The organism is Humidesulfovibrio sp. (assembly GCF_035560995.1).
GTDB lineage: Bacteria > Desulfobacterota > Desulfovibrionia > Desulfovibrionales > Desulfovibrionaceae > Humidesulfovibrio.
The window spans coordinates 1-13,108 of record NZ_DATMYK010000202.1; the positions used below are offsets into that span (position 1 = coordinate 1).

The following is a 13,108-nucleotide window of genomic DNA, read 5'->3' on the forward strand; positions in this document are numbered from 1 at the left end:
ACCAACGAAGGAGCACCACACCATGAGCGGCAAGGTTGTTGCAGTGGCCGGCGCCACGGGCGTCGTCGGACGGGAAATGCTGCGTGTCCTTGAGGACCGGAACTTCCCCGTGAAATCCATCAAACTTCTGGCGTCCGAGCGCTCGGTGGGCAAGACCCTGAAGTTCAAAGGCGAGGACCTCCCCGTCGAGCTGCTGTCCGACGACTCGTTCAACGGCGTGGATATCGCCCTGTTCAGCGCGGGCGGCGGCACGAGCAAGCGCTTCGCCCCGTCGGCCGCCAAGGCCGGCTGCGTCGTCGTGGACAACTCCAGCGCCTGGCGCATGGACCCCGAAGTGCCGCTGGTGGTGCCCGAGGTGAACCCCGGCGACATCCAGAAGCACAAGGGCATCATCGCCAACCCCAACTGCTCCACCATCCAGATGGTGGTGGCGCTGAAGCCCCTGCACGACGTGGCCAAGATCAAGCGCATCGTGGTCTCCACCTACCAGGCCGTTTCCGGCACCGGGCAGAAGGCCATCGCCGAGCTTGAGGGCCAGATCGCCAAGCTGATGAACGGCAAAGAGGCCGAGTGCAAGGTGTATCCCTACCAGATCGCCTTCAACTGCCTGCCGCAGATCGACGTGTTCCTGGACAACGGGTACACCAAGGAAGAGATGAAGATGGTCAACGAGACCAAGAAGATCATGGGCGACGACAGCATCCGCGTGACGGCCACCACCGTGCGCGTGCCCGTGTTCTACGGCCACTCCGAGTCCGTCAACATCGAGACCGAGAAGAAGCTTTCCGTGGAGGAAGTGCGCCAGATTCTGGCCAGCGCCCCGGGCATCATGGTGGAGGACTTCCCCGAGAAGAAGGTCTATCCCATGGCCATCAACGCCGCGGGCCAGGACGACGTGTTCGTGGGCCGCATCCGCGAGGACGAGTCCATCGAGAACGGCATCAACATGTGGATCGTGGCGGACAACATCCGCAAGGGCGCCGCCCTGAACGCCGTGCAGATCGGCGAGGAACTCATCCGCCGCAACCTGCTGCGCGTGCTGTAGACCAAACGTCAAAGGGGAAAGGCCATGCGCGTCGCCAGTTCTGAGGAATACCTCGAAGCCCTGCTCGAAGCCATCCGCCCCGGCACGGAGGAAGTGCTGGCCTTTTACGACCACCGCGTGGGCGTCATCGGCACCGATGCGCGGCTCATGCTCATGCCCTGGGACGACCACCTGGTGCACCGGGGCGACGGCGTGTTCGAGTCCCTCAAGTACGAGGGCCGCAAGCTCTATCAGCTGGACGCGCACATCCGCCGCATGAAGATCTCCTGCCAGGCCATCCACCTGGAGCCGCCGTGCTCCTGGAAGGAGCTTGAGGAATCCATCATCGAGGTGGCGGCCGCGGGCAACGAGCCCGACGGGCTGGTGCGCGTGCTGCTGGGCCGCGGCCCTGGCGGCTTCGGGCTCGACCCCTATGAAAGCCCGGTGCAGAGCATGTACGTGGTGGCCTACCGCATGCACAAACGCCCAGAAAGCTCCTTTGAGAAGGGCGTCACGGCCATGCGCACGTCCATTCCGGCCAAGCAGGCCTGGATGGCCACGGTCAAAACAACCAACTACCTGCCCAACGTGCTGATGAAGCGCGAGGCGGTCAACAACCGCGTGGACTTCCCGCTGTGCTTCGACGACAACGGCTTCCTGGCCGAGGGCGCGACGGAAAACGTGGCCCTGGTCGATGACGCGGGCAGGCTGGTCATCCCGGAGTTCACCAATTCCCTGGCGGGCACCACCCTCATGCGCGCCGTGGACATGGTGAAGGACGACATGCCCATCATCTTCAAGGGCGTGACCGAGGACGAGGTGTACACCGCGCGCGAGGTGATGATGGTCGGCACCAGCTTCGACGCCATCGGCATCGTGCGTTACAACAACAAGCCCATCTTCGACGCCCGGCCCGGCCCGGTGACGAAGAAGCTCCGTGCGCTGCTCCAGGCCGATTTGCAGAAGAACGGCCTGGTGTTCTAGGCGCGAGCAAACGAAACCACGCGCCCGGCTTCTTCCGCGATTCTGGAAGGGGCCGGGCGTTTTGCTTTCCCGGAGGCGTGAAATGGACGAGCTGATTTGCCACTGCTTCGGCCACAGCCGGGCGGCCATCGAGGCCGACGCCCTGGCGCATGGCCGCTCGACGATTCTGGAGGCCATCCTGGCGGGCAAGGCGGCAGGCGGCTGCCGCTGCGCGGAGCTGAACCCGCTGGGCCGCTGATGCGCGGCCGACGTCCGCCGGGTGGCGGACAGCGCGCTTTCGCGGCGAAAGCCGTCTTGACGCCCGCCGCGTGCCGGGAGTAGAACGCTTCGACGTTACCGGGGCCGCGTGACTGGCGAACATAGCGTGGAGCCAACCACGAGGAAGCGCGAGACCCTTTTCCTGCCGCTCGCCTGGGCTGCATTCCCCCTCTGTCGGAGGCGCGGGGATGTACCACCGACACCCTTCCGTTCTGGAAGGCCTTTTCGGAGGCGCCCATGCGTGACTCTTCCCCCAGAACCCTTGTCCTCAGCCAGGCCGCGAGCCTGAGCGACCTGCGGCGCGATTTTTCGCTCTCCGCGGCGGTCGCAGGAATCATCGCGGTCATGGTCTCCTATGGCGGGCCCGCGGCCATCATCTTCCAGGCGGCGGGGCAGGCCGGGCTCACCTCCGGTCAGCTCACCAGCTGGATCTGGGCCATCTCCATCGGCTCCGGCCTGTGCGGGCTCATCCTGAGCCTCATCTACCGCGCGCCGGTGATCATCGCCTGGTCCACGCCGGGGGCGGCGCTTTTGGCCGCGGGCTGGGCCGCGTACCCCTACCCGGAGGCCATCGGGGCCTTTGTCTTCGCCGCCGTGGCCATCACCGTGTGCGGGGCCACCGGGCTCTTCGGCGCGCTCATGGAGCGCATCCCCCAGGCCGTCGTGGCGGCCATGCTGGCGGGCATCCTGTTCCGCTTCGGGGTGGAGGTGTTCACGGCCATGCGCGCCACGCCGCTGCTCGTCGCGCCCATGCTGGCCTGCTATGTGGCCATGAAGCGCCTGTGGCCGCGCTACGCCATCGTGGCCACGCTCCTTACCGGGCTCATCGCCGCCGCCATTCTGGGCCTGCTGGACTTCTCCCTGGTGGAGGCCAGCATCGCCCGGCCGGAGCTGACCATGCCGAGCTTCAGCCTGGGCGCGCTCATCGGCCTCGGGGTGCCGCTGTTCCTCGTCACCATGACCGGGCAGAACGCCACGGGCCTGGGTGTTTTGCGCACCGCAGGCTACCAGACCCCCGGCGGACCGCTGGTGGCGGCAACCGGCGCGCTCTCGGCCCTGCTGGCGCCCTTCGGCTCGCACGGCATCAACCTCGCGGCCATCACCGCCGCCATCTGCACCGGGCCGGAGGCCCACGGCGACCCGGACCGGCGCTACGTGGCCGGAGTGGTGTGCGGGCTGGCGTACCTCGTGGTGGGGCTGTTCGGGGCCACGCTGGTGGCCTTGTTCACCGCGCTGCCCACCGGGCTCATCGCGTCCATTTCCGGGCTGGCGCTTTTCGGCGCGCTCATCAGCGGCCTCACCCAGGCCATGGCCGACGAGGCCCGGCGCGAGGCTGCGCTCATTACCTTCCTGCTCACCGTGTCCGGCGTGTCGGTGTACGGCGTGGGCTCGGCCTTCTGGGGCCTTGTGGGCGGGGTGCTGGTGAACGCGGCCCTTTCCGCGCGCAAGGGTGGGGCGGCATAGCTGGGCGGCGTAGAACGAAAGCGCCTTGGCGCATGATCGGCATTGCAAGGCCGCCGGGACGACGCAGGTGCGGCCCGGCGGCTTTTTCGCGCGGCGGCTAGTAGGGCATGGAGCGGGCGTCGGGCGGGGCGATCTCTTCCCAATCGGCCAGGGGGGCGTCGTCCTGGGCCACGAACTCCCAGCGTTCGCCCGTGCGCAGGGCCTGTTCCGGCGCGTCGTCGTTGATGAGCGCATCCAGGGTCGCGGAGGCGGTCTTCAGGGCCTCCTCATCCATGGCCATGATGGTCTCCGGGTGGCGGTCGCCGTCGGGCATGACGCGGTACACGAGATAAAGCTGACGCATGGGGCCTCCGGGGCTGTGTGTTTCGGGCATCATGCCCCAGGCCGGGGGGCGGAGTAAAGGCCGGGCGGCAGAGCGTACGCCAGCGCTCTTGACGGCTTCCGGCCGCGCTTCTAGTGTGGCGCGCTGCACCGGCAGAGGCATGCCCTGCCGCCCCCCAACGCTGGAGAGCCCATGCGCTTCTATCTCATCTTTACAGTCATCTTCATGTTCATGCTGCTGGTGGTGCTGTTGCAGATACGCCGCCAGGCCGGGCTTTCACGCCGGCGCTTCACGCTCACCCTGCTGGGCGGCCTGGCCTTGAGCCTGTTTCTGGCCTCCACCCGCTTCATGCCCGAGACCTGGCCCATGGCCGTGGCCCGGCCCGCCTGGTGGATCGGCTACGGGGCCTTCGGCCTGGTGGCCTATATGTTCCTGTTCCAGGTGACGCTTCTGGTGGCCGAGACCGGCGCCCGGCTGGCCCTGCCCCGGCAGGCCCCGGTGCTGCGCTCGCGCCGGGCCATGCTGGCCGTGACGGCCATGGCCGTGGCCACGGTGGCCTGGGGCGTGCGCGAGGCGGGCAACCTGCGCGTGCTTTCGCGGCGCATGGTTTCGCCCAAGCTGCTGCGCCCGGTGCGCGTGGCCGTGGTGACGGACCTGCACCTGGGAGCGCTGACCATTCCCTCGCGCCTGCGGGATCTGGTGGCCCTGGTGCGCGCGCAGCGGCCCGATGTCGTCGTCCTTGTGGGCGACATGGTCAACGACCACCCGGACGCCCTGGAGCCTTACGCGGCCATCCTGCGCGACATGCGCCCGGAGCTTGGCATGTACGGCGTCTTCGGCAACCACGAGCGCTACGAGGGCGACGCCAAGAGCGCCCGCGTGTTCCAGTGGATCGGGGCGGAACTTTTGCGCAACCGCACGGCCGTGCTGCCGGGCACCGGGGTGCAGCTGCTCGGCGTGGACGACCCCGGCCGCTCAGGCGGCGCGCGCGAGGAGATCGCCCAGGAGATCCGCAGCGTGGCGCAGGCGAGCGATCCGAACCTGTTCCGCATTTTGCTGAACCACAGGCCCGAGGCCTGGCGCGAGGCTGCGCAGCCGCTGGGCATCGAGCTGATGCTCTCCGGCCACACGCACCGGGGCCAGTTGTACCCGTTCTATCTGGTGGTGCGCCTGTTCAACGAGTTCATGGGCGGCTTCTACGAGGAGAACGGACAGGTGCTGGGCGTCAGCGCGGGCGCGGGCTTCTGGGGCCCCCCCATGCGCGTGCTGGCCCCGCCGGACATTCTGGTGCTGGACCTCGTGCCGGAAAACGGCCCCGGCGCGGGCTAGCGGGCCGGGCATGGACCCCGGCCGCGAAGTGGCGTAGGGGAAGCGGATACTTCTCGGCAAGGATTGGCGCGTGGACAGAAAGACCCCAAAACGGCTGGGCATAACGGCCAAACTGCTCATCTGGTGCATGGTGCTGGTGGGCATTTTCTACGCCACCACCAGTGTGCTCATCCTGCGCATTCAGAATCTGGTGGAGGTCTCCTCGGCCATCGTCAACGTCAACTACGACATGGATCTTTCGGCCCAGCGCATGATCCAGCAGCTGCTCTCCCTGGAGGAGAACCGCAAGCGCTACGAGATTCTTGAAAAAGACGTGTACATGGAGGCCTTCGTCTCCGACCTGGAGGACTTCGGCAAAACGCTGACCTCCGTGCTTTCCCGCCACCCGGACTACCAGGAGCCCTGGGCCGTGCTGACCCGCGAATACGCGGAGCTTCTTGCCAGGAGCCGCGACACCGGCCCCAAGGTGCTGCCGGACAAGACCGTGACCCGCTGGCTGGAGATCCTCTCCGACGCGCGCCAGCAGAACCAGCAGGAGATGGAAGCCCGCCTGAACGAGTTGGCGGACAGGAGCCGCGCGGCCGAGCGCTTGGGCTTTTTCGGCCTGGTGGCCAGCATCGCCTTCGGGGTGCTGGGCAGCGTGCTCATCGCCTACCGCCTGAACCTCTCCCTGTCCGAAATCCGGCGCGGCATCCGCGAGCTGGGCAGCGGCGAGCCCGCCCGGCCCGTGCGCGTCACCACCCACGACGAACTGGGCGAGCTGGCCCAGGCCTTCAACAGCATGACCGCGCGCCTGACCGAGGAAGAGAAGATGCGCCAGGACTTCATCGCCATGCTCTCCCACGAGATCCGCACGCCGCTCACCAGCATCCGCGAATCCGTGGACCTGGTGGCCGATGGCGTCTTCGGCGAGGTGAACGAGAAGCAACACCACTTCCTGGACATCTCCCGGCAGGAGGCTTTGCGCCTCACGCATCTTCTGGAGCGCCTCATGAAGGTTTCGAGCCTGGAGGCCCAGCGCCTCCGGCTGAACACGGAGCCCCTGGACGCCGCGGCTCTTGCGCGCCAAGCCATCGACAGGCTGCACTCCATGGCCATGGCCAAGAACATCGAGCTCAAGGCCGAGCTGCCCACAGACTTCGTGTTCGTGGAGGCGGACCAGGAGCACGTGACCCAGGTGCTGGTGAATCTGCTCGGCAACGCCATCAAATTTTCCCCGCCGGAAAGCGTGGTGCGCTTGAGCGTCACCCCGGAGCCTACTGGAAAATCGGTAATTTTCTGCGTAGTGGACGAGGGCCCGGGCATCGCCCTGGATGAGCAGGAACGCATCTTTCTCAAGTACTACCGCGAGCCTTCCGTGCGCGGCAGCGTGGACGGCCTGGGGCTCGGCCTGTCCATCGCCCGCGGCATCGTGGAGGCCCACGGCGGCTCCCTGTGGCTGAACAGCGCGCCGGGCTGCGGCGCGAGCTTCTGCTTTTCCCTTCCCAAGCCGAAAACGATGGTATAGAAAAATGCCCATGACACAACATCCCTCGCGGCTTCGGAGCGCCCGCGTGAACCTGTCCGCCCTGGCGGCGCGTTCCGCGCGCTCCTTTTTGATGTTCAGCGCCTTGGCGCTTTCCGGCTGCGGCCTGGTGGCGCGCGGCGGCGAAACCGCCCCGTCCGCGCAGGACCCGCGCGCGGCCTACGTTCTGGCCGTGGATTCCTACCTGGCCGGGCAGTACGAGAAGGCCGCCTTCATCTTCCAGCGCCTCTCCGGCAACACGGCCGACGCCATCGTGGCCCGCAAGGCCTACTACGGCCTGGCCTGCGCCAAGCTGGCCACGGCCCGCACGCCGGAGGAACTGCACGCGGCGTTGAACATTTGGAACACCTGGATGCAGATGACCCCCGAGGGTCTGCCCTCGGAGGACCCGCGGCTCATCACCCCGCTTTTACCCCGGCTTGCGCCCTCCGGCAGCACGGAAAGCCCTGCCCTGCTCTCCGAGGAGGAGATCGACCGCGAGCTTTCGCGCACCAAGCGCCTGGCGGGCTGCCAGGAGGAGACCGGCAAGGTCAAGGACGCCCTGCGCAAGAAGACGGCCGAGGCCGAAGCCCTGCGCAGCCAGCTGAACGCCCTGGAGCGCCTGCACCAGGAGATCACCATGAAGAAGAAGGGCCTGGAGTAGCGCCCGGCCGCCTATGGAAAGCACCAAACGCGAACATGCCACCATCCTTGTGGTGGATGACGACAAGAACATTCTGCAGGTGCTGGAGGCGCGGCTTTCCTTCGCGCATTACAAGACCCTCTCGGCCCGCAGCGCGGAAGAGGCTGTGGAGCTTCTGGCCCAGCACCCGGTGGACCTCGTGGTCTCCGACGTCAAGATGCCCGGCATGGGCGGCGTGGGGCTTTTGCACGAGATACTGGTCCAGTGGCCGCACATTCCGGTGATTCTCCTCACCGCCTACGGCAGCATCCCCGACGCCGTGTCCACCATCCGCTCCGGCGCGGCCGACTATCTGACCAAACCTTTCGACGGCCACCAGCTGCTGCAGAAGATCGCCGCGCTGCTTGGCCGCGTGGCCGAGGAGCCCAAGCGCGCCCCTGCGCCCAAGGCCGGCAAGAGCGTGTCCGATGTCATCTGGGGCGGTCAGAGCCCGGTCATGCGTGATTTTTACGCCTTGCTGGAACGCGTGGCCCCAACCGACGTGGCCGTGCTCATCCTGGGCGAATCCGGCACCGGCAAGGAGATGGTGGCGCGCATGCTCCACGATCTTTCCCCGCGCGCCAAGGGTCCCTTCGTCATCGTGGACTGCGGCTCCACCCAGCCCACGCTGCTTGAGAGCGAGCTGTTCGGCCACGTGAAGGGTTCCTTCACCCACGCCGTGCGCGACAAGAAGGGGCTGATGGAGGAAGCCGACGGCGGCACGCTCTTCCTCGACGAGATCGGCAACATCAGCCCGGAGATGCAGACCCGGCTCCTGCGCTTTTTGCAGGAGCGCACCATCCGCCGCGTGGGCGACACGCGCGCCATTCCGGTGAACTGCCGGGTGGTGGCCGCCACCAACGCCGACCTGCCGAGCCTGGTCAAGAAGGGCGAGTTCCGCGAGGACCTGTATTTCCGTCTCAAGGTCGTGACCCTCAAGGTGCCCCCCCTGCGCGAGCGCAAGGAGGACATTCCGCTTTTGACCGACCGATTCCTGGAGACCTTCAGCGCCAATCAGAACCGGCCCAGGATCACCGCCTCGCCGGAGACGCTGGCCCTGCTCATGGCCCACAGCTGGCCGGGCAACGTGCGCGAGCTGCGGCACGCCTTGGAGGGCGGCGTGGTGTTCTGCGCGGGCCAGGTGCTCACCCCGCGCGACGTGCAGCTGGAGCAGGCCCAGACCCTGCACCCGGACCCGGTCCCCGCCGCCGCACAGGCCGCCCCCGTCGTGGCGGCCGCCAGCGCCCAGAACGGCCTCTCTCTTGAGGAAAACGAGCACCAGGCCATCATCCGCGCCCTGGAAAAGGCCGCCTGGGTCAAGAAGAACGCCGCGGACCTGCTGGGCATCAGCCGCAGGGCCATCCACTATAAAATCAAAAAGTACAACATCCAGATTCCCGGAAAAGATCAGGACGAATAGTCCTGGCCGGGCAGCCTAGCCCGCTTCCAGGGTGGTGCTCAGCACGGGGCGCAGCACTGCGGCGCTGTTGGGCAGGACCGCCTCGAAAAATTCGAGGACTTCCGGCGCAAGCGCCAATTCCCGAGATGTGCATATCCAGGCCACTATGGCCGCCTCCTTCACCTCCGCTGGTGCGGCCAGCACGCTGTTCAGCAGGCGGCTCATACGCGCCAGGTGGTTCTGTTCAAGCGGCAGGCCGGTAGTTTCGGCCTGGCGCGCACGGGCACTGTGGGCCAACAGCACGTGGCTGAACCAGGGGCTATACGGCCGGAATGGTTCGTGGCGGCAGCTGTCGGCGTAGGCCATGAGCGGAGTGGCGAAGGCCTTGCTCCCTGCCGGAGAGAAGAAGTGCGCGGCCATGCCGACCGGCGCGCTCGACAGTTCGGTCTGTAAACCGAACTCTTGCGCGGCGGCGAACCAGTCGCACAGGAATATCTGCACATTGGTGGGCAGGCCGAGGCTTTTTGGGAAATCCCAGAAGTGCTGAGACTCCTCGGCGCGGCAGTGGTTCAGCAGCAATCCGCCGGGAGCGAGCAGTCCGAAGAGTTCTCTGGCGAAGCCCAGCTGATCGGCCGCATAGGGCACGGCGTTGGTGGAGACGATGATGTCCGCCTGGCCGGGAGAAAAGGGCAGGCGGTTGGCGAAGTCCACGGCCTTGAAGGTCAGATTCTGCAGAGGGAAGGCCTTTGCGGCCACCGCACAGGCTTCTTCGCTGGCGTCGATGCCGACCACGTCCGCGCCGGGGTAACGCTGGGCAAGGCTGCGCGTCACCTGCCCCAGGCCGCAGCCCACGTCCAGAATGAACCGGGGCGATTCCGGCGCCAGCCGGGCCAGGGCCTCGTCGAACACATGCACCAGGTCCGCGGTGTTGGAAATTCCCACCTCGTGCCAGGATTCCTCCGGCAACTCCAGCAGCTTGTCCCTGTTTTTCTCCCAGCCGGGCTGGTTGTGGTTCTCAGAGCCCTTGCGGAAGATGAAGGGAGTGTCGTCCGCCTGGGGCTCCTGCGGCAGCGGGCCTTCCAGGTGGGCGAAGGGCACCACCCGCACCACGAGGGGGGCCCCGCCCCGCGTTCTCGCCTCGATGGCGGCGGAAAGGTGCAGCCGCAGGTCATAGCCGTTGCGGCCCAGAATCAGCCAGTCCGGCCCGCTGAGAAGATGCGGACCGGGCACGCCCTGATCGAAGTTCGGCGCGTCAGTGCGGATGAGCGGGTAGACCAGCGGCAGGCGCACCCGTTCCAAGGAGCCGTGCATGCGGATGTCCAGACAGCGCAGGTCCGAAAGGCGGATTCTGGGCACCGTCCGCTCCCGGACGAGTTTGGCCAGCCCCTTGGCCGCGCGGGCCACAAAAGGGTAGAGTTGGGGCGTATGGGCGGCGGGAATGTACAGGACGAGTTCGCTCATAGTTCTGGCTCCGTCGGCGCGCCAGACCCTGCGGCCGCGTTGCGGCGGCGCGGATGCTGCTGTCCGCCGGTTCGAGGATTGGCCTTGGCAAAGTGTACGTAACCTTAGCACTAGCCTGATGTTTCACCAAAAGCAACGGCCAGCGCCGGTCAGGCGGACTGCGTGACCCACGGGCGGTGATGGGGCGGAGCGGGCGCTCCCTTTCAGTAGAGTCAGGTCGCTTGTGGTCGGGCTTTGTGCATTATTTCACCAGCTACGAACTGTTTTAGTACGTAAAACGTCACAATCTTGTTTTTTTAGGGTTTCAAATTCTATTGTCCTGGAGTAGAGTGGCCGATAATTCAGCATAATTCCAGATCGTGGATCTGGGAGAGGCAGTGGTGACTCGGCGCATCTCGCGCTGACCGTTAACCCTCCCCCCCGACGCGGTGTGCACCGGGCCGGGTTGATCGACGGGCCTTTGGCTCCCGTTCCCCCCCTTTCGAGGAGGCCTCAATGCGCGTTACCTTGCTGACCAAAATCATGGGCCTGGTTGTTGTGGCCGTCACCCTTGTCGGGGGCGGAAACTACCTGGCGAACCGGTATTTTCTCTCCAATACCCTGGATGAGCAAAATATCAACGAGGTCGGCATCCGCGCCGACATCGTGACCGAGCAATTCGAGACCCAGAAGAAGAGCCTGGTGGCCAGCGCTTTTCTCATGGCCTCGAACTCCCAGGTGGTCAGCCGCATAGCCGAGGGCGACACGCCCTGGCTGCAGGCCTACTCCAAGAAAGTCATGGCCGAGACAGGCCTGGAATCCATCACCATCTCCGACCGCGACGGCAAGTGCATCGCACGCGGGCACTCCGACAAGGTGGGCGACAGCGTCGCCAATCAGGTCAACGTGCAGAAGGCCCTCAAAGGCGAGGTGTCCGTCGGCGTGGAGCAGGGCACTGTGGTCAAGTTTTCGCTGCGCGCAGGCTACCCGGTGAAGAAGGGCGACGAGATCGTGGGCGTCATCACCCCCGGCTTCACCCTGTCGAGCGAACGCTTCGTTGACCAGATCAAAAAGACCCTGGGCCTTGAATGCACGCTGTTCCAGGATGATACGCGCATTTCCACCACCATCTTCAAGGAAGGCAAGCGCGCCATCGGCACCAAGATGGACAATACGGCGGTGCTCGACGCCGTGCTCAAGGGCGGCAAGCGTTACCTGGGCCACAACACCATTCTGGGCGTGGCCTACAACACCGCCTACTGGCCCATAGTGGACGTGAACGGCAAGAACGCCGGCATGTTCTTCATCGGCCAGAAGCGCGAGTTCATCGAACGCGTGCTGACTGAAACGCACCTTTCCAGCCTGGGCTCCACCGTCATCGTGGGGCTCATCATGCTCATCGCGGGCTTCCTGTTCGCCAAGGCCCTGGTCCGGCCCATCGTCCAGACCATCGACTACGCGCACAACGCTTCCAAGGGCAACCTGGACGCGGAGCTCCGCGTGACGTCCAACGACGAGACCCATACCCTGGCCGAGGCCCTGCGCAGCATGACCGCCAACCTCAAGGTCAAGATCCAGGAGGCCGAGGCCAGCACAAAGGCCGCGGATTCCAAGGCCTGCGAGGCGGAACTGGCCACCCAGCAGGCCCTGGAGGCCAAGCTCCAGGCCGAGAGCGCCAAGCGCGAAGGCATGCTCGACGCCGCGGGCAAGCTTGAGGAGATCGTGGAGCGCATCACCTCCAGCTCGGAAGAGCTGTCCGCCCAGGTGGAGCTCATGAGCCGGGGCATGGACCTGCAGCGCGACCGCGTGGCCGAGACCGCCTCGGCCATGGAACAGATGAACGCCTCGGTCATCTCCGTTGCGCGCCAGGCGGGCGAGGTCGCGTCCTCGGCCGACAACGCCAAGAACAAGGCCGCCGGCGGCTCCGACGTGGTGCGCCGCTCGCAGAAGGCCATCGGCAACGTGAACTCCATCGCCGTGCAGCTGAAGGAGAACATGGAGCAGCTGGGCTTGCAGGCCCAGGCCATCGGCCAGGTCATGAACGTCATCAACGACATCGCCGACCAGACCAACCTGCTGGCGCTCAATGCCGCCATCGAGGCCGCCCGCGCGGGTGATGCGGGCAGAGGCTTCGCCGTCGTGGCCGACGAGGTGCGCAAGCTGGCCGAGAAGACCATGGGCGCCACCAAGGAAGTGGGCGAGAATATCCGCGCCATCCAGGAGTCCAGCCGCAAGAACATCGGCAGCATGGACAACGTGGCCCAGGCCATTGGCGAGGCCACCAGCCATTCCAACGAAAGCGCCCAAGCCCTTGAGGAAATCGTGGTCATCTCCAGAAGCAACGCCGAGCAGGTGCAGGGCATCGCCGGCGCGGCCGAGGAACAGTCCGGCGTGAGCGAGAAGATCAGCAGCGCCATCGAGGAAGTGAACCGCGTGGCCTCGGAGACCGCCGAGGGCATGAACCAGTCCGTGGCCGCCATCGGCGAGCTGGCGCGCATGGCCGCGGAGCTGCGGCAGATCATCGGCGAGCTGAAGGCCTCCTAGCGCCGCAAGGCGAGAGCCCGGCGGCCGCATCCGCACTGAACAGGCCCCCTCCGGCGACACGCTGGAGGGGGCTTTTCGCGTCTGTGGGAGAAGGGGAGGGCGGAAAGCGTGGGCAGCGGAAGGGACGGAAGCGAGGTCTGGGCCTTCCGCTGTTGCGG

11 protein-coding genes and 1 riboswitch are annotated in these 13,108 nt (G+C 66.3%); of the genes, 9 read left to right on the plus strand and 2 right to left on the minus strand.

The window, feature by feature from the left end; genetic code table 11:
- Positions 1-22 precede the first annotated feature (22 nt).
- From VN419_RS08020 to VN419_RS08035, 4 genes are all read left to right on the plus strand, one after another.
- Complete coding sequence (locus VN419_RS08020; RefSeq protein WP_325646309.1) at positions 23-1,045, plus strand: aspartate-semialdehyde dehydrogenase; 1,023 nt, start codon at positions 23-25, stop codon at positions 1,043-1,045.
- 24 nt (positions 1,046-1,069) lie between these two features.
- On the plus strand, positions 1,070-2,008 hold the full coding sequence (locus tag VN419_RS08025) for an aminotransferase class IV (protein WP_325646288.1): 939 nt from the start codon (positions 1,070-1,072) through the stop codon (positions 2,006-2,008).
- Positions 2,009-2,090: 82 nt separating this feature from the next.
- The gene (locus VN419_RS08030) at positions 2,091-2,246 is read left to right on the plus strand and encodes a hypothetical protein (protein WP_325646290.1); all 156 of its coding nucleotides are present in this window, start codon (positions 2,091-2,093) and stop codon (positions 2,244-2,246) included.
- A 98-nt stretch (positions 2,247-2,344) separates the two neighbouring features.
- Positions 2,345-2,432: riboswitch (ZMP/ZTP riboswitch) on the plus strand.
- A gap of 71 nt (positions 2,433-2,503) precedes the next feature.
- Positions 2,504-3,730, plus strand: a complete 1,227-nt coding sequence (locus VN419_RS08035; RefSeq protein ID WP_325646292.1) for a benzoate/H(+) symporter BenE family transporter — start codon at positions 2,504-2,506, stop codon at positions 3,728-3,730.
- Positions 3,731-3,827: 97 nt separating this feature from the next.
- Here VN419_RS08035 and VN419_RS08040 read toward each other — a convergent pair whose 3' ends face one another.
- Positions 3,828-4,073 (minus strand): hypothetical protein, encoded by a 246-nt coding sequence (locus VN419_RS08040; protein ID WP_325646294.1) that lies wholly within the window; start codon positions 4,071-4,073, stop codon positions 3,828-3,830.
- 171 nt (positions 4,074-4,244) lie between these two features.
- On the opposite strand from VN419_RS08040, the gene VN419_RS08045 reads away from it, so the two are divergent.
- The 4 genes from VN419_RS08045 (at position 4,245) to VN419_RS08060 (ending at position 8,987) form a co-directional block, all read left to right on the plus strand.
- The gene (locus tag VN419_RS08045; protein WP_325646296.1) at positions 4,245-5,381 is read left to right on the plus strand and encodes a metallophosphoesterase; all 1,137 of its coding nucleotides are present in this window, start codon (positions 4,245-4,247) and stop codon (positions 5,379-5,381) included.
- A 70-nt stretch (positions 5,382-5,451) separates the two neighbouring features.
- Complete coding sequence (locus VN419_RS08050) at positions 5,452-6,888, plus strand: HAMP domain-containing sensor histidine kinase (RefSeq protein WP_325646298.1); 1,437 nt, start codon at positions 5,452-5,454, stop codon at positions 6,886-6,888.
- A gap of 46 nt (positions 6,889-6,934) precedes the next feature.
- On the plus strand, positions 6,935-7,549 hold the full coding sequence (locus VN419_RS08055) for a hypothetical protein (RefSeq protein ID WP_325646300.1): 615 nt from the start codon (positions 6,935-6,937) through the stop codon (positions 7,547-7,549).
- Positions 7,550-7,562: 13 nt separating this feature from the next.
- The gene (locus tag VN419_RS08060) at positions 7,563-8,987 is read left to right on the plus strand and encodes a sigma-54 dependent transcriptional regulator (RefSeq protein ID WP_325646302.1); all 1,425 of its coding nucleotides are present in this window, start codon (positions 7,563-7,565) and stop codon (positions 8,985-8,987) included.
- 15 nt (positions 8,988-9,002) lie between these two features.
- Here the strand turns inward: VN419_RS08060 and VN419_RS08065 are convergent, their stop codons facing one another.
- Positions 9,003-10,427 (minus strand): class I SAM-dependent methyltransferase, encoded by a 1,425-nt coding sequence (locus VN419_RS08065; RefSeq protein ID WP_325646305.1) that lies wholly within the window; start codon positions 10,425-10,427, stop codon positions 9,003-9,005.
- 495 nt (positions 10,428-10,922) lie between these two features.
- On the opposite strand from VN419_RS08065, the gene VN419_RS08070 reads away from it, so the two are divergent.
- Positions 10,923-12,950: a methyl-accepting chemotaxis protein gene (locus VN419_RS08070; RefSeq protein WP_325646307.1), complete on the plus strand. Its 2,028-nt coding sequence runs from the start codon at positions 10,923-10,925 to the stop codon at positions 12,948-12,950.
- The last annotated feature ends 158 nt before the right edge of the window (positions 12,951-13,108 follow it).